At 56.5% G+C, this 22305-nt stretch carries 21 protein-coding genes; 5 read left to right on the top strand and 16 right to left on the bottom strand.

Annotated features, from left to right (window positions below):
* Positions 1-14: 14 nt before the first annotated feature.
* Both HMPREF3142_RS19835 and HMPREF3142_RS19830 read right to left on the bottom strand, forming a co-directional pair.
* A complete protein-coding gene (locus HMPREF3142_RS19835; RefSeq protein ID WP_070612405.1) occupies positions 15-926 on the bottom strand; it encodes an NmrA/HSCARG family protein in 912 nt (303 codons plus the stop codon).
* Entirely contained in the window at positions 919-1788 is an 870-nt protein-coding gene (locus HMPREF3142_RS19830; RefSeq protein WP_165451788.1) for an MBL fold metallo-hydrolase, read from the bottom strand. The genes HMPREF3142_RS19835 and HMPREF3142_RS19830 overlap by 8 nt, the downstream gene beginning before the upstream one ends.
* 87 nt (positions 1789-1875) lie before the next feature.
* On the opposite strand from HMPREF3142_RS19830, the gene HMPREF3142_RS19825 reads away from it, so the two are divergent.
* On the top strand, positions 1876-2799 hold the full coding sequence (locus tag HMPREF3142_RS19825) for a LysR family transcriptional regulator (protein ID WP_070612403.1): 924 nt from the start codon (positions 1876-1878) through the stop codon (positions 2797-2799).
* 19 nt (positions 2800-2818) lie between these two features.
* Here HMPREF3142_RS19825 and HMPREF3142_RS19820 read toward each other — a convergent pair whose 3' ends face one another.
* Complete coding sequence (locus HMPREF3142_RS19820) at positions 2819-3724, bottom strand: LysR family transcriptional regulator (protein WP_039103215.1); 906 nt, start codon at positions 3722-3724, stop codon at positions 2819-2821.
* A 138-nt stretch (positions 3725-3862) separates the two neighbouring features.
* Here HMPREF3142_RS19820 and HMPREF3142_RS19815 point away from each other — a divergent pair, with 138 nt between their 5' ends.
* Together HMPREF3142_RS19815 and HMPREF3142_RS19810 are read left to right on the top strand one after the other, a co-directional pair.
* Positions 3863-4792, top strand: coding sequence for an aromatic alcohol reductase (locus HMPREF3142_RS19815; protein ID WP_064171628.1), 930 nt, complete (start codon positions 3863-3865; stop codon positions 4790-4792).
* A gap of 25 nt (positions 4793-4817) precedes the next feature.
* A complete protein-coding gene (locus tag HMPREF3142_RS19810) occupies positions 4818-5024 on the top strand; it encodes a YdgH/BhsA/McbA family protein (RefSeq protein ID WP_004179576.1) in 207 nt (68 codons plus the stop codon).
* A 50-nt stretch (positions 5025-5074) separates the two neighbouring features.
* Here HMPREF3142_RS19810 and HMPREF3142_RS19805 read toward each other — a convergent pair whose 3' ends face one another.
* Positions 5075-5953: an AraC family transcriptional regulator gene (locus HMPREF3142_RS19805; RefSeq protein WP_012968392.1), complete on the bottom strand. Its 879-nt coding sequence runs from the start codon at positions 5951-5953 to the stop codon at positions 5075-5077.
* A gap of 158 nt (positions 5954-6111) precedes the next feature.
* Here HMPREF3142_RS19805 and HMPREF3142_RS19800 point away from each other — a divergent pair, with 158 nt between their 5' ends.
* On the top strand, positions 6112-6867 hold the full coding sequence (locus HMPREF3142_RS19800) for an SDR family NAD(P)-dependent oxidoreductase (protein ID WP_048267838.1): 756 nt from the start codon (positions 6112-6114) through the stop codon (positions 6865-6867).
* Positions 6868-6871: 4 nt separating this feature from the next.
* On the opposite strand, the gene HMPREF3142_RS19795 is transcribed toward HMPREF3142_RS19800, so the two are convergent.
* Positions 6872-7465, bottom strand: a complete 594-nt coding sequence (locus HMPREF3142_RS19795) for a TetR/AcrR family transcriptional regulator (protein ID WP_008805172.1) — start codon at positions 7463-7465, stop codon at positions 6872-6874.
* A 73-nt stretch (positions 7466-7538) separates the two neighbouring features.
* Here HMPREF3142_RS19795 and bdcA point away from each other — a divergent pair, with 73 nt between their 5' ends.
* Positions 7539-8252: an SDR family oxidoreductase gene (bdcA, locus tag HMPREF3142_RS19790; RefSeq protein ID WP_008805173.1), complete on the top strand. Its 714-nt coding sequence runs from the start codon at positions 7539-7541 to the stop codon at positions 8250-8252.
* A 66-nt stretch (positions 8253-8318) separates the two neighbouring features.
* Here the strand turns inward: bdcA and HMPREF3142_RS19785 are convergent, their stop codons facing one another.
* The 11 genes from HMPREF3142_RS19785 to HMPREF3142_RS28305 all read right to left on the bottom strand — a co-directional run.
* Complete coding sequence (locus HMPREF3142_RS19785) at positions 8319-8813, bottom strand: hypothetical protein (protein WP_048267836.1); 495 nt, start codon at positions 8811-8813, stop codon at positions 8319-8321.
* A gap of 124 nt (positions 8814-8937) precedes the next feature.
* Positions 8938-9480: a type VI secretion system lipoprotein TssJ gene (tssJ, locus tag HMPREF3142_RS19780; protein WP_048267835.1), complete on the bottom strand. Its 543-nt coding sequence runs from the start codon at positions 9478-9480 to the stop codon at positions 8938-8940.
* Positions 9458-10543, bottom strand: coding sequence for a type VI secretion system baseplate subunit TssG (tssG, locus tag HMPREF3142_RS19775; protein WP_049155400.1), 1086 nt, complete (start codon positions 10541-10543; stop codon positions 9458-9460). Before tssG ends, tssJ begins: the two co-directional genes overlap by 23 nt.
* On the bottom strand, positions 10507-12261 hold the full coding sequence (tssF, locus tag HMPREF3142_RS19770) for a type VI secretion system baseplate subunit TssF (RefSeq protein WP_070612401.1): 1755 nt from the start codon (positions 12259-12261) through the stop codon (positions 10507-10509). The genes tssG and tssF overlap by 37 nt, the downstream gene beginning before the upstream one ends.
* Positions 12262-12337: 76 nt before the next feature.
* A complete protein-coding gene (locus HMPREF3142_RS19765) occupies positions 12338-12808 on the bottom strand; it encodes a hypothetical protein (RefSeq protein ID WP_049155396.1) in 471 nt (156 codons plus the stop codon).
* On the bottom strand, positions 12805-13860 hold the full coding sequence (locus HMPREF3142_RS19760) for a polymorphic toxin type 44 domain-containing protein (protein ID WP_070612399.1): 1056 nt from the start codon (positions 13858-13860) through the stop codon (positions 12805-12807). The genes HMPREF3142_RS19765 and HMPREF3142_RS19760 overlap by 4 nt, the downstream gene beginning before the upstream one ends.
* Positions 13861-13890: 30 nt before the next feature.
* Complete coding sequence (gene tssA / locus HMPREF3142_RS19755; RefSeq protein WP_015874732.1) at positions 13891-15489, bottom strand: type VI secretion system protein TssA; 1599 nt, start codon at positions 15487-15489, stop codon at positions 13891-13893.
* A complete protein-coding gene (locus HMPREF3142_RS19750) occupies positions 15489-18944 on the bottom strand; it encodes an ImcF-related family protein (RefSeq protein WP_077270057.1) in 3456 nt (1151 codons plus the stop codon). Before HMPREF3142_RS19750 ends, tssA begins: the two co-directional genes overlap by 1 nt.
* A complete protein-coding gene (locus HMPREF3142_RS19745) occupies positions 18941-20149 on the bottom strand; it encodes a hypothetical protein (protein WP_020324630.1) in 1209 nt (402 codons plus the stop codon). The genes HMPREF3142_RS19750 and HMPREF3142_RS19745 overlap by 4 nt, the downstream gene beginning before the upstream one ends.
* A gap of 746 nt (positions 20150-20895) precedes the next feature.
* A complete protein-coding gene (locus HMPREF3142_RS28310) occupies positions 20896-21390 on the bottom strand; it encodes a sugar ABC transporter permease (protein WP_228706482.1) in 495 nt (164 codons plus the stop codon).
* 27 nt (positions 21391-21417) lie between these two features.
* Positions 21418-22305: C40 family peptidase (locus HMPREF3142_RS28305; RefSeq protein ID WP_228706481.1), on the bottom strand; the 888-nt coding region annotated here is incomplete at its 5' end.

Genomic DNA, 22305 nt, shown 5'->3' with positions numbered 1-22305 from the left:
CGGTACGCCCGCCTTTAACGATTAAACGCCCAGTTGGCCCCGCTGGTCAGCGCCCGCTCGAAGGCGGGACGGCCAGGGCCGGACAGCCAGCCGGCGAAGGTGTGCAGCTGCGGGTGCAGCTGGCGCATGGCGTCGAGGTCGGCGTGCCCGGCCAGCCGCCCGTCGTCCACCAGCCCGGTCAGCTTGTGCAGAAAAGGGCTGGCGGCCAGCACCTCATCGGAAAATCGCGAATAGGGGATCGGCCGTCCCGCCGCCGCGGAGAATAACGCCTCCAGTTGACGGCCGGTCACGCTGTCGCTGGCGATCTCAAACGTCTTGCCGGCAAACCGCGCTGGCGCGGCAAAAACCGCCGCGACTAGATGGCCGATATCCTCCACCGCCAGCACCTGCATCCTCCCCTCCGGCAGCATAAAAAAATGAAAATGACCCTCATCAAGGCCAAAACCGGGCATCACCAGCAGCTCCATAAAGGTGGCGGGCCGCACGATGGTCGCCGCCAGCGGCAGGCGGCGGATATGCCGTTCAATTTCCGCTTTGGTGTCATAATGCGCTACGCCGGTGGGCGTCTCCCCCGCCGCGCTGCCGGAGCTGTACACCAGATGCTTCACCCCGCACTCGACGGCGAGATCGGCGATGGTTATCCCGTAGCGTACCTCCTGCTCATCGGTCACCGTCCCTCCCGGCGAACTGGGCTGGACGCTGAAGACGCCGTCGACCCCGGCCATTGCCGATCGCATTGCCGCCCGGTCTTCAAAGGTACCCACGACCAGCTCGGCTCCCCGTGCCGCCAGCGCAGCGTCCCCGGCGGAGAAAGGATCCCTGACCAGCGCCCGAACCCGCCAGCCGCGGTGCAGCAGCGCCCGCGCCACCGAGCCGCCCTGCTGACCGGTCGCGCCAAAAACCAACACGCTTTGCGCATTATTCATCACTGTTCCCCTTATCTTCAGCCTGTTGCCCGGCCTCTCGCCAGCGATAGTCACCTTGCTTATCCTCCTCCAGCCAGCCGCAGGAAGACCCGGCAAAATGCCCGGTGAACCATTGAGCATGATGGCTTGCCCCCCACGCCATCATCTCCCGTCGGGAGGCTTCCGCCTGCCGGGGATCGCCGCAGAACGCTGAGTTCCACTGCGGATGGGCAAACTGGAGCGGGGAATGAAGGAGATCGCCGGAGAAACAGGCGTAATCATCTCCAGCGGCGAGGATCAGCGCGGCATGGTCCGGACTGTGGCCGGGGGTGGGGATAAAGTCGATCCGCCCGCCGACCCGCGGCCGGGCCGCCACATCGACGGTTTCCAGCTGGCCGGCCTCGATCACCGGCAGCAGGCTGTCGAGCCACAGCGCCCGGTAGCGTTCGCTGTTTTTCACCCGCGTCAGCTCTTTTGCCGAGCACAGGTAGCGGGCGTTGGGAAACAGCGGCACCCAGCGATCGTCCTGCCGGACGGTATTCCATCCGACATGGTCGGTATGCAGGTGGGTCAGTAGCACCAGGGTCACGTCCTCCGGGTTCACTCCCGCGGCGCGGAGATTCTCCAGATACGGCGTGTTAAGTTGATGATAGAGCGGATTGCCGCCGCGCTCCCGACCGTTGCCGGTGGCGGTATCGATAACAATCAGATCGTGGGGGGTCTGCACCACCCAGCTGTGGATCGACAGCGCAATCGACTGAATAACGTTGTCCGCCTCCGCTACCGGGAACGCCTCTGGATAGAGCGCCGCCGGCTGCAGGGTAATCTCGCGCTCCGGCACTTTGAAAATCAGGCTATCGCCTGTCTGGTAAGTTTGCATCACACCCTCTGCGCGCATTGCGCTGGTTGATTTATCGGGGTGAGATTCACTATGCTGCCGGGATAACCCACATTCAAATTGATTATCATAATGAAGAAAATCATTGAAAATGATTTTAGTCGTATCGATCTGAATCTGTTGACGGTCTTGATGGTGCTGTACCGCGAAGCGAGCGTCACCCGCACCGCAGAGGTGTTGCATCTTGGCCAGCCGGCTATCAGCGGGGCGCTGAAACGCCTGCGCGAGATGTTTGACGACCCGCTGTTCGTGCGCAGCGCCAGAGGCATGCTGCCGACGCCGCGGGCGCAAGCGCTGATGACCGACCTGCAGCCGCTGATGGAAAACCTGCATTCAGCGATGTTTGGCGCCGGGGAGTTCGTCCCGGCGCGCGCACAGCAGCTTTTTCGCATCGGCCTCAGCGACTGGAGCGAACACTGGCTGATGCCCCAGCTGTTACCCGGGCTGATGCAGGAGGCGCCCGGGGTCTCACTGCAGTCGATAGCCGCCGACCCCTTCCAGGTTCGCCAGCTGCTGGAGGAGGAGCGCATTGATGTCGCGGTGTCTGTCAACAAACAGAGCCGCGGGGAGGTGGTCAGCGAGCCGGTGATGACCATGGGAGTCACCACCCTGTGGTCGCCGCAGCAGATCCCCTGTCGCGGGCCGCTGTCGGTGAGCGACTTTGTCGCCTGGGAACATGTGATGGTGGCCTATCGCGAAACCGGCCACGGTGAAATTGACCGCCAGCTCGCCAGCCAGGGACTCGTGCGGCGCGTGCGCTTTGCCACGCAGAATTTCTCCACCTTTCCCCTGCTGCTGACCACCCTGCCGCTGTTCGCCACCGTCCCGCAGGGGCTGGCGCAGCAATGGCAGGCGCAGTATGCGCTGCGCGCGGACGCTCCGCCGGTAGCGTATCCGGAATTTACGCTGTGCATTTTGCGGCACAAACGGCGGGCGCAGGATCCGGCGCTGAACTGGCTGGTGGCGAAGTTAAAACAGGCCATGCGCGGTCAATAACCGGGCCGATGCCCCGGCATCAGGCCTCGCTGAGCGGGGGTTGCAGAACGCGCCTGCTCCAGTCATAAAACGCGCGCACCGCCGGCGGCAGATAGCGGTTTTGCGGATAGACCAGCGACAAGGGAAGATCAGAAGCGGCCTGCTCCAGACAGGCGACCAGCGCCCCGCTCTGCAGATAAGGTTGCGCCAGATAGCTGGCGACGCGGATCAGGCCCAGCCCCTGAACGCCGGCCTGGATATAGGCATCGGTATCGTCGACCACCAGCGTCTCCTGCATACGGATCGCGCAGTCGCCGTCATTGAGAGAGAAAAGCCAGTCGATGGTCCGCCCGGTACGGTGGTTCAGGTAGCCCACCGCCCGGTGCTGGTGCAGATCGTCGATGCCCTGCGGCCGGCCGTGGGCCGCTAGCCAGGCCGGCGAGGCGAGGACCATCCAGCGGTAGCGGGCCAGAGGACGCGCCACCAGGGTGGTGGAATCTTCGATCCGCCCGGTACGGATCACGCAGTCGAATCCCTCCTGAATAATATCTTCCACGTTGTCGCTTGAGCAGAGGATCAGCTCCAGGTCGGGATACTGCTGCAAAAACTCGCCGATCCTCGGCAGAATGCAGTGGCGGGCAAGGGATTGCGGCATCCCCACTTTGAATCGCCCGGCGGGCTGAGCCGAGCGCCCGGGAAAAGAGGCTTCCATCGCCGCCATCTCGGCCAGCAGCCTTTTACACTCCTCATAATACCGGCGACCCTCCGCCGTCACGCTGAGCTTGCGGGTGGTGCGCTGGAGAAGCTGCGCCCCGAGCCAGGCTTCCAGCTCCTTCACCACCCGCGATACCGTGGAGCGCGGCTGCCCGAGCACCTCCGCCGCACGGGCGAAGCTGTGGGCATCCACAACCGCAACATACAACTGCATGGCATCCAGTCTGTCCATTTCGTACTCCCCCGGCAATTATTATCCCATTATCACGAACAGTCTAACCCGAAATCCTGTTCTTATCGAATGATGCCCGCCCCCCTACACTGAGCCTGTAGCCAGTCAGTACAAGGCTTAACTGAGCAAGGAGTCAAAATGAAAACTGATAATTTTAATCATGAGGAAAAGGTATTGGTGCTGGGAGCGGGACAACTGGGCGCCGCCGTTCTCGATGCGCTGGTGCCTGCGGTGATCCAGCGCCAGGGCACGGTCTCGGTTATCGTCTCGCCGCGGGCCTGGGATGAAACCGGCCAGCTGCGGTCGGCAAACCATCAGGCGCTGGCCGACGCCGGGGCCACTTTTCTGGCGGTCGACATCGCCGGTGGATCCCAGGAGGCCCTCGCCGGGCAGTTCCGCGGATTCACCACCGTGATTAACTGCATGGGGTTTGTCGCCGGACCGGGCACACAGCTGAAAATCACCCGCGCGGTGCTGGCGGCCGGGGTACCCCGCTATTTTCCCTGGCAGTTTGGCGTCAATTACGATGTGGTTGGCAAAGGCAGCGGTCAGCCGGTCTGGGACGAGCAGTACGATGTCCGGACCCTGCTGCGCGCGCAGCGGGCCACGGAGTGGGTCATTGTCTCCACCGGGATGTTTACCAGCTTTCTCTTCGAGCCAGACTTCGATGTGGTGAATTTATCCAACCGAACCCTTCACGCCCTTGGCAGCTGGGATACCCAGGTGACCGTCACCTCACCGGCGGATATTGGCCGCCTGACCACGGCGATTTATCTGCATCAGCCGCGGATCGTCAACGAGGTGGTGTTTGTTGCCGGCGAAACGACCTCTTACCGGCAGCTGGCAGATACCGTGGAGCGCGTAACGCAGCAGACGTTCAGCAAAGCCGTCCACACCCTGCCCGCCCTGCTGGAGCAGCTACGGACAGACCCGGATGACGCCATGCTGCGCTATCGCGCCGCCTTCGCCCGGGGGGATGGCGTGTGGTGGCCGATGGGCGACACCTGGAATGCCCGCCACCAGCTGCCGACCCAGGACATTGCCGGCTGGCTGCAGACCGCGCGCTGATTTTCTCTCACAGGACAGAATGACGATGAACAAGTTGATTCCACTGATCGTATTGAGTTGTCTGCTGCCCCTGGCGGCAAATGCCAGAACCATCACCGCCACCGGCGATACCCTGGACCATGCGGAGAGCAAAATCCGCCAGCAGGCCGCCCGCGAGGGCGCGACTACCTATCGCATCACTGAAGCGCGGATGGGCAACAAAGTGCATATCACGGCGAAAATCGCGGACTAAACCACCGGCGTCAGGCTCAGGGATGAGCTGCCGCCAGCCCGCGCGCCAGGTCAGGCGCTCATTTTTTCCCGTCGACGATCGCGGCCCGGCGGCGCGCCGTACAGGCGAGCGTATTCCCGGGTGAACTGCGACACGCTGATATAGCCCACCTCCCCGGCAGCCTGGGCAATGCTCATCCCTTCCGCCAACATCAGGCGGCGGGCGTGGATCAGGCGTAACTGCTTCTGAAACTGCAGCGGCGACAGCGTAGTCATGGCGCGGAAATGACGGTGAAAGACAGAGACGCTCATCCCGGCGGCGTCGGCCAGGGCGTCAACGCTGACTGGCTGCATAAAATCCCGGCGCAGCATCGCCACCGCCCGGCGGATCCGCGCCGAATAGCTGTCTACGGCGCCCAGCGCCCGAATGGCCGGCCCATGGACACTCTGCAACAGCCAGTAATGCAGCTCCCGCCGCAGACCTTCCCCCAGCACCGCCAGCGCCCCCGGTTGTTCAAACAGCCTTGCCAGCCGGTAAGCGGCATCCGTCACATCGGCGTTCATCGGTTCGATACCAACGCGGGGCGCCTCATCCGGCCCTGACGGCCCGGCCTCCTGCAGCTCGCGCAGGATAGCCAGGTCCAGCTCCAGCACCAGCGCGTAATAGGGAAAACGCTGACTGGCCTCGGTGATCTGGCTGGTGGTGGGGACATCCGCGGCAATCACCATCGCCTCGCCCGGGCCATAGTCAAAGCTCGCCAGGCCGGTGGTCACGCTCTTGCGCCCCTGGAGCAGCATGGCCACCAGCGGCCTGGCGATGGCCGCCTGCAGGTCGCCAGGATGCAGGGCCCGCACCAGGGTGATGCCGGGAACCGGGGTAACCGCCACCCCGCTGCTATCGACATGAGCATCGGCAAACCGGCGGCAGAGATCGAACAGGGCGTCGCGCATAAGATCCTTTCAGGCAAGTTTTAAAGCCTGAGTATGCGCTATTTCCCGGGAAAAGGGAGTGAACGGAGAGAAATGGGCAAAAAATAACAAGGATTGGGCAACCCGGCCTGACGCGCGGCCCCTATTGTAGAGCCTCAACATACCAGAGAGGACCGAACATGACTAAGATTGCACTTATTACCGGCGCCAACCGCGGCCTTGGCCGTCAGACTGCACTGGATATCGCCCGCCAGGGTGGGGATGTCATCGTCACCTGCCGCGGCAATCTCGAACAGGCGGAAGCGGTGGTCGCCGACATCCGCGCCCTGGGGCGCAAGGCCATCGCCCTGCCGCTGGATATGGCGCAAACCGCCAGCTTCCCGGCTTTCGCCGACAGCCTCGGCAGCGCGCTGGCCAGCGTCTGGGGGCGGGCCACTTTCGACCACCTGATCAATAACGCAGGGCACGGCGAATTCGCCCCGCTGGCCGAAACGCGCGAAGCGCAGTTCGACGGGCTGTTTAACGTCCACGTCAAGGGGGTATTTTTCCTCATACAAACCCTGCTGCCGCTGCTGGCAGACGGCGGACGGATCGTTAACTTCTCCTCCGGGCTGACCCGCGTCTCCTATCCTGGCTTCTCCGCCTACGCTGCGGCCAAAGCGGCCGTGGAGATGCTGAGCGTGTACATGGCCCGCGAGCTGGGCGGACGCGGCATCACCGTCAATACCATCGCCCCCGGGGCTATCGCCACCGATTTTGGCGGCGGGCTGGTGCGGGACGACGCGGGGGTTAACGCGCAGTTTGCCGCCATGACGGCGCTGGGACGGGTGGGCGTTCCTGAGGATATTGGGCCAATGATCGCCAGCCTGCTGCGCGACGATAACCGCTGGGTGACCGCCCAGCGGATCGAGGTGTCGGGCGGACAAACCATCTGACGACTCAGGCTGGCAGGATGTGCTCCAGCGCCAGGCCTGCCAGCCGCACGGTCTCCAGGAGACGCGGCAGACTATCCCCTTCCCGCGCTTTCGCCGACAGGCCAAGCATCAGTGTATCCATATAGTCAGTCACCCGCAGCGCGTCCTGCGGGCGATGGCGGGCGATATACTGCTGGATTTTGGCTCTTGCCGCGGCATGCCATTCGCCAGCCGCCCCTCGGGCGTCGGCATCCTGGCAATGTACCCCCTCCAGCACCAGACAGCCGGCGGCGGCCGGATCGGCCACATAGCGGCGAGCCGCCTCCTGCAGCACGGCGATGAGCGACGCCGCCACCGGCTGGTCGTCTCGCAGCAGGGCGTCGATGGGAATGGCCCCGGTCTGGCTGTAGCGCTGCAGGACGCGGGTATACAGCCCGAGCTTGCTGCCGAAAGCGGCATAAAAACTCGGGGGGTTGATGCCGAAAGCCTGGGTCAGATCGGCCACGCTCACCGCGTCATAGCCTCGCGCGTGAAAGAGGCGTTGCGCCGTTTCAATGGCCTGTTCCGCATCAAACTGGCGAGGACGTCCCGGAGTACGCCCTGATTTTGTAGTGGTCACTATATTAATCCTTGACAGCCTGTTTTGCCGCAGCATATTGTAATCGTCACTACAATATCATGAGGTACGGGATATGACAGCATTTCACAACAAATCAGTGCTGGTTTTAGGCGGGAGTCGGGGAATTGGCGCGGCGATTGTCAGGCGTTTTGTCGCCGATGGCGCATCGGTGGTGTTTAGCTATTCCGGTTCGCCGGAAGCGGCCGAGCGGCTGGCGGCGGAGACCGGCAGCACGGCGGTGCAGGCGGATAGCGCCGATCGTGATGCGGTGATAAGCCTGGTCCGCGACAGCGGCCCGCTGGACGTGTTAGTGGTCAATGCCGGGATCGCCATTTTCGGCGATGCCCTCGAGCAGGACAGCGATGCCATCGATCGCCTGTTCCGCATCAATATTCATGCCCCCTACCATGCCTCCGTGGAAGCGGCGCGCCGCATGCCGGAAGGCGGGCGCATTATTGTCATCGGTTCGGTCAATGGCGATCGCATGCCGGTGCCGGGAATGGCGGCCTATGCGGTCAGCAAATCGGCCCTGCAGGGGCTGGCGCGTGGCCTGGCGCGTGATTTTGGCCCGCGCGGCATCACGGTCAACGTCGTCCAGCCCGGCCCTGTTGATACCGACGCCAACCCGGAGAACGGTCCGATGAAAGAGCTGATGCACAGCTTTATGGCCATTAAGCGCCATGGCCGCCCGGAAGAGGTGGCGGGAATGGTGGCGTGGCTGGCCGGTCCGGAGGCGTCATTTGTCACTGGCGCCATGCACACCATCGACGGCGCGTTTGGCGCCTGATATCCCCGGGCGGCGATGCGCGCTTTGCACCGCCGCCGCGGGAACGTCATCGCCTGTCAGGGATCATCAGGCCAGGCTGTCGACCGCCATAAAAAAGCGATCTTCGGTAAGCATACGCCGCGCTTGCGGGGACTGGTGCGCCTTGCGGATCATCCAGCCATCCTCCGGGGCCAGGCTAAGATAAAACACCTCCCGGGATCCCGCGCCGCCGGGTGCCTCGAGACTCAGCGTCACGATCCCCTTTTCCACGCCATCCAACAACTGCTGTGGCACGATATTGACGCTGCGCTCGCCGTTTTGCAGACGAATGGCCGGGATATCGTAGCGGCAGATGCCGCTGTTGAGGCTGTAGCCAAGGGTACTCAGATCGTGGAGGTGGCGGGTCGAAATCACCACCTCGATACCCGTTCCGTCAAACCACTGACTTACCTGCTGAGCCAGCGCCGCCATTTGCTGGCGAAACCTGGCGATATCCGCGGCGGCCGCCCCGTCGAGGGCCGCTGTCCGCTGCGGATTTTGCTGTTGCTGCAGTTTCTTAAAAAAACTTTCCCTCGCTGTCACGTTATCTCCCTGTACTGTGGTGAAGCCGGTGGGCTGGATGAAGATGGTTATCGCCCGTTCGCTGGTTACGAAGATTGAGGGCGAACTGGCGCGATGGCCCCGCCGCAAATGTTTGTTTTCGATATTACTTCGCCGCTTCAGGCCTGAGCCGTAGCTGGTTGCGTTCGGCGGTGAAAATGCGCGGCTTGTCCGGATCCAATTCCTCACGCCCCAGCACCTGCTTCCAGGTATTCCTGTCTGTGTCCGGATGGCGGAACAGGCCGACAACCGCCACGAACGTCGCCTCCGCTTCCAGCGGCATATTCAGACTGGCATCTCCTCCGGGACTGATCACCACATCGCGACTGGCGAGGAGATCGGCGGCGAGCAGAATATCCCCCTCCTCCAGCAGCTGCTGGTAAACCAGCCGGTCAAAGGTCTGGCGATCTTTAAGCTGATAGATGCGCACCACCACCGGTTCAGAGAGCGAGTGATTCTCTCTGGCATCGGTGTTGAGCGCTTCACGCGCGGTAAAGTCCAGATGCAGCGTATTAATTTTCTTATAAAAAACGGCGTTGAAGGCATTTTTGGTCCCCTCCGAGACGCGCTGGGTGAGCCCGCACCCGCTCAGACAAAGCGCAAGCAGGGGCAGCAGGCAGGCGGTTTTAGTCAAACTTGTACGTAACACGTCGGTTTCCTTGTAGAAAGGTGGCAGGCTGCAGGCCCGTATAGGTACCCAGCTCGGTGGTAAAGGTCTGAGGAATATCGTCCTCACTCTCGCCCTCCCCCACGCCCAGCACGCCGTTCATACCGAGCCAGAACGGCTCGTCCCCCAGCGGCGGGACAGCCAGCAGTCGGGTCGGCGCGGTCAGGGTGATGTCGGCCCGGAATCGCCAGCCGAGGTATACCCGCAGCAGGATGAGAAAGTCCCGAAACAGCGGGCCGTCAGGCTTCCAGCCCTGCGCCTCCGCGGGATTGTCGGTGGTAAGGGCAACGAGGAGCTGGCTGCTGGCATCCATCGCTTCGTCACCCAGCGGCGTATTGCCGTCCAGGAAGAAGTCGTCATCGCCGTAAAACCCCAGCGGCTGGCTGATCGCCACCGGACGCAGGCTGTACGGGCTCACCCTGACGGTGGTCTCCGGGGCCAGCAGGGTGACCAGCGCCTGGATCCCCTGCTGGGTTTTGCCCGGCTGACGCAGCACGCCGGTTAGCGCCAGAAAGCGCGACGCCGGCGAGGCGATATGCTGCGTCGTGCCGGGGATGCCTAGCCCCGCCAGGCCCAGTAGCGACTGCGAGAGACGATCGGTGCCGCCAGGCTCAAAGGTGGCGGGCCAGGAGTATTTCCGCCAGATGCGGTAAAACTGCGTCATGATCCGATGGCTGAAGATATCCAGTAAGCCCTGCAGCGCTTCATGCCCTTCCCTGTGCTGGGCGATATCATCGAGATATGCCGTCGGGAGCGGCGAATCGACACCGTACAACCCCATAAAGGTGGTGCGAATGACCGGCGGCCTGCTGTCATCGGCCTCATCGTATTCCACGGCTTTCAGTTCGCTGGCGGGAAATCCCATTCCCGGATGCGGGTAAAAACGCACCGGATCGTCAGCCGGATGGCTGGTCGCCCCCATCAGCGGTTGGCCGGGACGCCGTTTTTCCAGAAGCTGGCAGAAGCGGTAAAAATTGATCCGCGGCAGGTCGGCCTCCAGCCGCGGGGTCAGCCGGGAATGCGGCGGCTGTGCTTCTCTTCCCATTCCAGTCGTTCTCCGGTTGGTTGCAGAATGATAATCAGGCGGTTGAACAAGTAGATGTCGGTGTAGAGCGCGAAGAAGCGGCTAAGCATCTCGCCAAACAGGCATATATCGCCTCGTCCGGCAAAGCCGTGACTGTCGAGGGTGACTTCAATCTGCACACCGCGCACCAGATGGCCCTGTGCAAAGCGCTCTGTTGCGCGGTGCTTCACGTCGAGGATGGCTTCCAGACGCCGACGATTCATCTCGCTGTCGGTCCATTCATACAGCGCCAGGGTGCCGCGCAGGACCTCCGCGTTATCCATCAGGGAAAGAAAACTGCTGCCCAGATGGCTCAGCACCCGCCAGTGAAAACGGTCCTGGGCGGGGGGATAGCACGGCAGCGTCGGCGCGCAGAGGTTACGCACTGCAATACTGGCGGAAGTGGTTTTCATCACCGTATCGAGCACGGTGCTCTGCAGCGCGCGACGCGGCAGCTGGCCGTTGGTTCCGGTGAGGGTCAGCGACAGGCTTTCATCTTCCGGTACGGTATGATTATCAAAGGCTTCTCCGCCGACGATAAGCCAGGTGTTGTACAGCCCGGAGGGGCCACGGCGCACCCGGGTATGATAGTAATAGTCCGCCGCGTCATGACGCATCATGCCGCCTTTGTGGCGAAAACTTGAGAACGGCGCGTAAACCTGCTGGTGCGAGGAGATCACGGAATCGACGGTGTAAATTTCGGTGTGGCCGTCCTGCACGCGCATCGGGCGCAGCGGGTATTCGGTCTGCAGGGAATTGATGGTCAGCGGATCCGACTCCAGCGGAAACAGGTTGATCACTGGCACGCAGTGCAGGCGCAGCTGCTTTTCGCTGAAGCGGAAGTCATGTTCCCAGCGTTCCGCCAGCACGACGTCGATTTCAAACCACGCCAGTCCGGCCGGAAAAACCACCGTCTCCAGCCCGCGCAGATCGATGAACATGAACTTTTCGCGGAAGGTAAAATACTCCAGCAGCAGCTGGTAACCGCGAAAACTGCGGCCATCTTCAGGCCAGAGGCCGTCATCCTCGCCAAATCCCAGCGCGCTGAAATACCCGTCCAGCGGCCTTCTGTCCACCTCATCGGGGATGCGCAGCCACATCCGGGCCACATTGAGGGTAAAGGCCTCGTGCATGGCGCAGGCCAGCGGCGCATCGGCGTTGCAGTACAGCGGGATATGACTGAGATCGACCCGGCGCCAGTCCGTCAGCTGGCTGCAGGTAAAGCGCAGCGTGATCACCGACCGGCCATCCGTATCGGTGGCCAGCTGGACGCGTTCCAGGGATAACGGCTGCAGAGCGATCGCTTTGGTGGTGGTGTACCGGCAGCGCGTGCCCTTTTCACCGATCGGCCGGGAAAGCACTTCAAAACCTTTGCCTATCGTCATCGATTCTTTCATTTCCGGCCAGTCGGGGGTGAACTCCACGACCGACATCGAGGGAATGGTACGTAAATAATGTGGCCACAGCAGACTGACCACGCCTTCGGTCAGCTCAGGCAGATCGTCATCGAGTTTCTCGCGCATGCGGCCCATCAGGAAGGCAAAACCTTCAAACAGACGCTCGACAAAGGGGTCGCGAGCGCCCGCTTTGTCGAGATTGAGCATTGCCGCCTGCTCAGGATGAGCGCGGGCAAACTCTTCACCCGCTTCCAGCAGGTAGCGCATTTCAGCGTCGTAATAACGCAAGGTTAAATCGTCCATAAATTAATATTGATTTCCTTTCAATCATCAGATTTTGAAACTGGCAACTAAAAAAATAACCTTTATAACACCTGAATTAATACTTATAATTAAATGCCTTTATTTTTTTAAAACATTTATTGCTTGAACCATTTTTAATCGCGCTCTTAAAAAAATCATCTTTTATATAAATCGATGCGTAGCACACGCCCTCTTTTGAAGAAAGAATAAAATTTTGACCACCGCTACCTGCAGCGTTATATTCGTATTGACCACCAACCCTCCAACCAATGTCGAGCGCTGCATCTTTCCTAATCAGAGATGTAAACGAAGCTTTAATCTTAACACTTTTTCCAGGTGCTATAATTTCAGGCTTTGATCGTACTATACGCGCGACTTCGTCAGGCTCAGGTTCGACATTATATATACTCTCACCTGCATATACGAATATAGTTTCGTTAGTGTTATTTATAATAACAACGACTGGCCTTATCGGAATAAAATGAGCGACAAGGACTAACACCGCTATAAATAATGCAATACCCGTTAACGTTTTTGTTTTTTTCAAAATGATTCGTCACTTTTTTCTGGATTATCTGTATTCCAGCACCAATGATTTTCTCTTGAGTGAGGAAGTTGCGCGCCAGGTGTTGTTTCTAAAACGCAAAGAATATTATCTGCCGTCAACGTCTCAGCAAATTCCCCATGTTCATAAAATAGATTAAACCCTATTTTCATGCTAGTAATGTCATCCATGGTATCATCCCCCATGGCACCTGGCGTCATGTTTTGTTCCCAAGTGGACCCTTTCAAGAGAATTGCTTCAGAAAAACCGACACTACGTCCAACATAACCATAATGTATGTTTGACCAAACATCATAAAAATAATCATGCTGTTTAAACTTATGATAATAAGACTTTGATGATTTTCCTTTCCTGGGAAGTGGTCGTGCTACTGCAACGGATGAAAAAAGATCGCGGATCTTCGGTTTATGATCCCAGATTGAACCTGTTTTCACGGTCTGATACCAAATAGCCATTGCAGCAAGTAAATCTGCTTTAGGGGGCGGCCCCAGCCTTGCATAAAAGGGAAGTTTATTCCATTCAGTAAGTCTTTTTATTATAAAATCTTCGTCGATTAAATATCGTATTATTTCTGCCGTATCGCTTCTGACATTCGCCTTTATTTCACTTAGTATATATTCTGCAACTTTAATCGCCCCATCTGTGTGAGTACACTGTCGTTCAGTCTTATTTTCTGGATGAAGATTCTTATAGGGTTCCTGTAAAGATGCCATAAGCCCATTGAGTGAAAATAAAGTAGTTATGCATTCACCTCCTTTCTCATAAGTATCATTCATCATTGATGGAATAAACTTCGCCTTACAGGGGCAAATACTACAGCTGTCGAGGGTTCCGGCCATTCGCCGGCCATGAATGGTATCGTTGTCGATGCCACCGGCAATCTTGTATAGCCCTGCGTGCTTTCCGCAAGTGACGCTGTCCTGCTCCCGGGCAACAGGTTTATCAAACAGAGTGTGATCTTCTGCGCCTGTAGTGATTCTTCCGCCGCAGGTCGTTCTGTCTCCCTGTACCAGATAAAAACCTTTTGCTGCCATATGTTCTCCTTAGTGTCAGTTTCCGTTCTGTTAGCCGCAAAGCACCGCGCTACTGGCTGGATCGAGCGCAATCAGACCTGCCAGCAATTGATCCATCTCCGGTTGCAACCGTAACTTTTCACTCTCGCTGCGCGTGGCTTTCATGCGCAGTAGCCTGAGCCGTCGCGATTTAATCTCGAACAACAGGGCTGGGATCCACTGCGTGAGGGTGATTGATCCCGCCGCATCGTCGAGTTCTCGCAGAAGATAGAGCGCGAGGTCATTCTTCCCCTTTTGTTCGGCCACGCGGGCCATCAGCAGGCGCAACAGCCATTTTTCTTTAGTGGATTCAGTGCCCGGGCGCGTCTGAATCCAGTGGAGTGCAGCATCAAGACCGTCAGTGTCAGCCTTCTCGAGCGCTTCAGGTTCAAGGGCCAGAATGTCGTTATCAGCGCCGCTGGCAGCCGATACTGGCTCATCCTGCCAGACGGACATATCGTCGAGTACACTCTGATTTATCCAGTTCAGCGTGACCTCATCGGCAAATGGTGTGCCGTCGTTAAAAGCTAATGTTTCAAGCCCGGTGAGACGGCGCAGCAATCCTTTCAGATCGGCAATTATAATATCGGCCAGCACATCCTGACCCGACCTCACCAGCGCCTGATGGATATACCATTGCAGGTCAAGCCAGAGGTGGTTAGCGCCACGTGAGAAGGTACTGTCCGCCTGTTCCAGTATCTCCGACCAGCTCTGTTGCAGGTACAGCCGCTTGAGCATGGCACGCTGATCTGCTCTGGGAGGCTCGATACGTGTTTTTCCTTCAGCATCAGGCGCAGGGATGATTGTCAAGGTGTCATGACGAAGGCTTTTCATTAGCCGATGTGCGGCAAGCCAGCCATCGGGTTGAACACGCAGATATGCTGTCAGGGTTCGCGCCTGGGCCAGCAGATCCTGACCGGAGGTGATGTTACTGAGAACCGGCGCTTCGTATTCAGCCATGCGTGAAGCGGTTTGAGCCAGCCCCCGGTTTCCGACGTTCTGCGGCACCACCGCATCGACTCCCCCGCCCTTTATCAAACGAGACTCCAGTGCACCCCAGAGTGCTTGCAGATCTGGCCGTGATGTTTCTGGTTCTGTCGTCAGACAATCATCAATGAGAAGCAGCGCGCCGACGGTACGCCTTGCGTCCTCCCGCACAACTTCTGGAAAAAGTGAAAGACTGTCTAAGATACGAGTACCCGCCAGCCACTCGATGGCTGCTTTGCGGCTACGGTCGCGCTGCGGATAAAGCTGCATACCATATCGTTGCAGCAAGCCTGCCAGCAGCTCCAGCCCATCGGCCAAGCCAGCTTCCCCGTCCTGGTGCAAACGGGCCCAGCAGTAATAGGTAACAATCCGGATATCTTTTGTTGTTGCCAGTAACTGTCCAGCCAACTGGCAAATCAGTACGGTATCGACACCGGAGATCTTATTGACCTCCTCGCGGATACGCTGAAAATCATCGTCATAGCCCGGATCGCTCCCGGTGGGCTGGCTATCACTGATTGGCGAAAGCCAGGACTGCCACTGCGCCTGACGTGACCGGGCCTGCTGGCGCAGTACGCTTTCATCCAACTGACTGGCGGCAACCAAATTTTGTAAAATGCTCATTATTCCATCTCATCCATGTCACTATTCCCTACCCCCGTCGTCAGGGCCTGTGCGCTCTCAGCCGCATCGACAGTGAAAATCTGATCCGGCAGGGTCAATCCGCGCAGCGCCAGAAGCACCAGCGGGCCGCTCCCAAGCTGGGAGCGCAATACCCACTGCAGGGTGCGGCCATCCGGAGCGGTGAAGCTCATCATCCACTGGCTGCGTTCGAGTTGCTGGCGTTTACCCTGCTCCAGCCAGCGAATAAAGCCCCAGGTACCGCTGTAGTCACCGAACAGACGCGTGCCCGCATTGACGGTGGTCCAGGTCAGCAGAGTGCCGGGTTTATACGTCTCCCCCGGCCAGCGGAAAGTCTGCCAGTCGGCCATCTGATTGAAATAGCGCAGCTTTTGGCCGTCTATCGTCAGCTGTGTCTCCACAACCTCCGGGGCAGGCCTGGCCTGTAACTCAAAGCTGATCCCCTGGCTGCCGTCGGTAAAAAGAATGTCGGACAGCTGGCTTAGCTGGTTGATGGCGCGCAGAAAGGCCGGATTAAAGACCAGGCCGTGGCTGTTGACCTTATCCGGCACCCACTGACTGCCTTCTTTATGCAGGACACCGTTCAGCTCCGTCGTGAGAAAACGTTCGATCCGCCCGCTGTCCTTGCGCACAAACTCAGCCAGCATCGGCAGCGAGGCGTCACTTTTGCTGGCGGCAAACGGAAAGCGTCCGTCAAAGGCGGTGTGCCAGTTGGCGACCACCGATCGGCGCCATTTGTCATTCAGACTGGCCGCCGACGGCAGAAGCACGGTTTCCCAGGCCTGAGTCAGCGGCTGCACAAACAGAGTATTACCGAAGCCACTCCACTCTTCGCCAAGGCTTGCCGAAATCAGGCTGCCGTACTGTTGCGTGTCGGTCAGGTCGACGCTTTTCCCCTGGAAGACGGTCTGCGCCAGGGTCTGCATCATCTCCTGCGGATCGGAGGCATTCGCAACCTGCTGCAGGCGCAGGCGCACGCGGGTGATACGGGTCAGATAGGTTTGCAGGCTCAGGGTGCTATCGGCCGACATGACGTTGCTGCCCGTGTTTTTCCCCATCAGCTGGAGCAGTGGGCCGAACGTGTCATCCAGAGGCCCCTGCGGGCCGGTTGCCGACTGGTCGATGACCGGCTTGTCTTTCCCGCCCACCAGGTCTTTGGCCGATTTAATAAGGCTGTCCGACAGCCCCTCCCTTTGTTGCCCCGCCTGCCCCTGCCAGGCAAGGGTATTCATCAGGGCAATCAGCGGCGACTGGCGGACATCGCTTATTAGCGTGAGCTGGTCGGTAACATCGGCGATATTGGTCGTCGGGTTGAGTCGCAGACTGTTGAGAAAATTCAGCCAGCTGCCAGCGAAATCGGTGAAGTAGCGTCGGGTCAGACGCGCTTTCAGCGCCTCCGGCGACAGGTCTGTCGACACCGTTTTGCGCGAATCGCTCAGCACCCAGTCGATTTCCTCCCGGCGCGAGCTGGCTGCCTTATCAATGGCCTGCTGAATGCCGCCTTCCCATGCCTGGCGGGTAAACATCCCCGGGACCACTTCATCGGTGGTAAACAGGCGGCGCGCATCGGTGCCACTGGTCATGTCTTCCAGCGATACATCGGCAAAATTACGACGCACGGATTTAAGCATGTTTTCATATAAGGTGCTTTCGGCATTGCGGCGACCTAGCTGCTGCAACAGAACCTGACGACTCTGACTCACCCGTTGCGCATCCGGGATGATCTTCCACTCTGGCCGCTCGGGCAGCAGGGAGAGATAAAAGGCCCACAAATCCGGCGCCAGACTTTGCCACAGACCGGTCGAGATCCCCATTCGCGTCGGCTGGACCGTTTTCATGGTCTGCGCGAAAAATGCGCCATCGGCTTTATCCGGACGAGCCATCATCAGCCAGGCTTTCAGCTGGTCATAGCCCGGTTTCGCCAGCTGGGCTCGTTGGTCGCTATTGGGGGCGGAGTTGACCAGCGCGCTGAGCGCCTGCTGCAACGCGGCATTGGCCGGGTCACGTATCAGGCGATGATTTGCCACACCGTACCAGGGCAGGACGGCGTCTAATAGTTGCTGATGATGGTCCAGACCAAAGCGCCGATACCAGGGAGCGCCATTCTGCCCATCGTGCACGAGACGGCCGGCCTCATTGCGCAGGGCATGGAGGGCCGTCAGTTGATAGTCAGAAACGGAGGGGTGGGCCACCAGGTCGCGGGCTTTTCCCGCTACCGAAGTAATCTGACTGTAATTGAGGGCAAAGGAGAGCAGCAGTCCCGCCGCCCACAGGCCGAGGATGGCCAGCAGACCGCACGCCAGGCCCCGCTCCCATGCCATTCCCACGTGATGCCCACGTAAACGGCGGCAGTCATCGACGATCCCCTGCCAGGTCGCGGGCAGCGTCAGGAGATGAGGCTGGCCCGCAGGCGAGGTATCCGCCTCCTGATACGGATCTACGGTACGAGGCTCTGGCAGGCTAAACATCAGGCCACGCAGTGCAAACCGCTGCCGCGAGGCGGTCAGCCACGGCGCCAGCTGCCAGCGCCATTGTGCGATCTCCCCGTCGATAAGCTGCTGTCCCAGACGCAGCAAGAAGTCGTGGCGGGTATCTGCTGCGATCTGGTGCATCCCCTGCTCCCGCAGCATGGGCAACATCTGCGCAAGCTGACGGGCGACATCGTCCTCGATAGCGCGTAACGGGAAGCTAACGCCTACCGCCTGCACCGCGCGGTCAGCCTGCGGCCACTCACTGTCGCACAGTTTCCACAGCCAGACCGGGGCGGCATAGCGCAGCAGTTCGCTGATTTTTTCCAGCCCACGCAGATCGCTCTCGCTTATCTGCGGCGTCAGGGTGAGAGACGACGGCATCACCCGCACAATCCCGTCCAGAGGACGGCCGCGGCGCAGCTTGCGCAGCGCGATGTATTTTTCTCGGTCAGGCTCCGATGCAAGGCTGCCGCCGTAAATCAGCACGGTGCGGTTGCCTTCAAGCCAGTGCTGCTGACGCAGGCCAGGCACCAGTTGTTCGATTGCCGCCTCGTCGCCGGTGACTAAAAGCAGGCGGACTTTGCGCCGCCAGTGAATTCCAATTCGGGTTCGCAGATGGTCACGAATCCTGGCACACATCACCACTGCTGGAGAAACAGAGATGTTTTCACTCTCATCTTTTCTCTTATTGTCATCACCACGAGTGACAACCAGGAGCGCCTCAAACTCCTTTTTACCGGCACTGCGAGCTGTCCACAGGAGCATAACTAACATGATAAAGATACATCCGGTAATGCAGCACCCACCAATAAGCCAGTAATTCTGCTGCTGACTATCGCCCTCAAGTCCGGCCATGTCAGGATGTTTCCAGACGATAAATGTCATTGCAGCCAAGAGTAAAAAGAGAATGAATACGACTGAAAGATAGCGACCTTCCGTAGTTTTCGGTGCTAAAAGTAACTTCACAGATCCATCTCCTGTCTTGAAGCTATCGGGGTAATAAGCGTGCTCCATAGCACTTTCTGAGTGGTATCCCCGCAGATAATCATCTGCGGGGAATGTGTTTGTCGGGCGATTTCAGTGGCGGCAGCAATAGCCAGCCAGGGTGCAGCGGCTCCAGCATTCCCCATGGATATATCGAGTGAAATGACAGCCTCATCTTTTACGCACTGCGCAGGATGTGCATTCTGACATCCAATCGCTTCTGCACGTTGCTCACCTGTCATTCCAGCGAGCCATAAATTTTTCACCATACTTTCTTTTAGCGGGACGTTCCAGGCGGCCATCCTCATCCCTTCGCTAAGTTCACCTGAGGGAGCAGCATCTGGCCGGTGTAGTAATGCGAGGGGGTCAAGCGCCTCTTGCGTTAGGCGGTTGCCAAGAAGTAGAGCAACAGCCGCTTCAGCAGTATTGTTTGTAACAACCGGATCAATCTGGAGGCCAACGATCAATAACATTGCTTTATCTTTAATACGTTCATTTAACCAGCGGTCAATTACACTAAGACCACGCCCTTCAACGTGTTCAACAGGAAAAGTGATATTGTTCTTTTGCCATGCCTCATCCCAGTAATGGCGAATGTTCTCCAAAGGCAGCGATGTTGTTACATCAAAAACTACTACTAGTGGGCATTTATCAGGGATTTGTGTAAAAGGAATGTCTGCAATCATCTGCGAAAAAATATTCATTATCACGAATTCCATAGAATCCTGCGGGCTGGAAGAAATTTGGCTCATTCTGGCGCTTTCATTACCATCCCGGCCGACCTGTGAAACAATAATGCTGTCGTTGTTTTGCATAGCAATAGCGGTATCTTTCTGAGCAACTGATGAGTGGCCGGTAATAAATGTTGCACTCAGCACTTGTAATGCACGCCGTGCCTTACGGGTTTCTCGAAGAATCCACTGTTCTCGCTGTTTGTCAAAAGCGTTTGCTTTGCTATCCTGTAAAGACCAAACAAGCAGACGAGAAGAAAGCAAGACACTCCACAAAGCAACAGGAAAACCTAAAGCTAATCTCCAGAAGTACAGATTTTCAACATAACGCCCAAATATACGCATTATGATAATACTGACTGAAAGCATGACAACCAGAGCAACAAGCCAACGAGAAAATTTCAGAGGCTTAGGTCTGGGGTAGCGTTCTGGCAAATGTTTAAGTGTATATGGCATTAATTTCCTCATATTACAGGATGGCTAAATTAGCTTGATATGCAGGCGAAACAAAAACTCACCACATTATATTTCTTTCATCAGCAAACTCACACTTAAACATACGACCATCCTTTTTGGTAAAAAACAGAAATCAACGTGCTAGTTTACTTTTGTCGTTGAAGTGGCCTTCCATTTTTTTCAGCATGTAATTTAACAGAGACTTGTCTTTTTTAATTATAATCAGGAATCGGAGGGTTTTCTCCACCACACCTACCGTTTTCAACTATGATATTCTCTTCCCCTCGTAGGGCATATTTCAATCCATTTTATACGCGAAATAGTTGACAGTAACTGGGTCTATCCCACCAATACATCCAATTTATAAGCAAATAAAACAGTGCCTTCGTCATTGGTAAAGCTACTGTTTATTTCAACTGATTCTTTTACCCCCCATTCAGATTAATATCCATTTCACAGTCAATAATATAATCATTTGAAATGCAATCATCCTTACCCTTTGTCACCTGTTTTACAGATAAATACTCTGCAGTATTATTCTGGTTGATTTCCTTTTTCATCACCAGTAAATGCTTACCAGAATTACCTTCCCACTTTGTAGAAAAGATTGGATTTTTAGTAAAAATAGAGTTTATTGGCTACAAAATAATATGCAACACAACCTAAAAAGCAGCAAGAGCGCTGAATAATGATTAATCAACAACACCCTTAATTTAGGGCGAGATGCTTACATCAATACTCACAAGCTATTTTTGCAGCATAAATTTATTGGCAGCTTTGCAAGCTAAAGTTCCGTCGGGAAGAGAATCAAACAAAGAGGTAAAGTTATATAGAACTGTTTTCCCATTAACTTTCTTAAATTCAATAAAATACCCATAAGCACCATCATCATCACATTTTTTTCTAATAGACTCTGGTAGTGCAAAAGATACATTCCATACACACACTTTTTCATTTGGGAAAACTGCCGATGTGTTAACAGGATACTTTGATTTTTTGTCCACTCCCCAGCCATAGTAAACCTCAGATACATTGACAAGTGTACTGTATTTATTTTTGATAAGTATATCACTTTCAACATAACGCCTCATTTCTTTTGAAGACATTTCATTCAACAACTTCTTATTATTTTTTTTGAAAACCTCTCTTAGAGAATCTATATTTGAGTTATCCATACACTCTTCTGCCAGTACACATGAGCTGTAACCAAGTAACAATGCTAAAACATAATAATACTTCACATCACCTCCAGTATTAAATTTTTTTTATCACCTTGTTCTTCCATCCTCTTTCGAGAGTAGATTGGCTCCAAGGCTTTCACGCAACTCTGCAATATTAGAAATCGCTGCTTCTCTCGAGCCCGAATTTATTATTTTTTGTGCATAAGAATAATATGAATTAGGTACATAGAACCCTATCAACTCATAATGTAACCGTCCATTGATATAAACTTGATATAACGGGTTTATTGTTACTCTATCTCCCTGATTTCCGCCAAGCACACCTATTTCTCCATCCTCAAAAAGACAGTATATAAAAGCAACGTGCCCTTTCCAAGATCCTTTTTTCCGCAAAACGACTATTGCGCCGTATATAGGTTGAGACACTTTTATAAAACTTTTATTTTTCGAGAAAGATTGAGAACTGGCGCTACCAGATGTTGAATACCCAGATTCTTTAAGGCAATAATTTACAAAAGAAGCACACCACGGATTAGAGTCACCAACCATTGATGACATATTAATGCCTGTCTTCTTATGGTAGTTTATTCCGCCATCGCCTTCCTTTACACGCCCCCATTTCCATCGAGTATCTCCCTCCTCGAATGCAACCGCCATCCACGGAGCCTCTCGCTGATCATGAGGAAGTAACGCAATCGGATTACCGGAATTTTTTCCTCCGACTGATTCCAGCGTTTTTTTATTGGAATTTACTTCTTTGTTTTGCAGTTGTTTTTTACTCACTGTTTTTGAGGTTGGAGGATTAATTGCTGAGTTATCGGACTCGACCGCAGTATTGTTACCATTTTTTCTTATAGAAATTGATTGCCCCGGATATATTTTATTAGGGTCTGATATATTATTCTGACGCGCAATATCGTCAACATTCGCACCATTTTTTTCTGCGATCTTCGCCAGCGTGTCACCAGGTACAAC

Source organism: Klebsiella sp. HMSC16C06, assembly GCF_001808325.1.
Taxonomy (GTDB): Bacteria; Pseudomonadota; Gammaproteobacteria; order Enterobacterales; family Enterobacteriaceae; genus Klebsiella; species Klebsiella variicola.
This window is presented reverse-complemented; position numbering and strand designations above follow the sequence as displayed.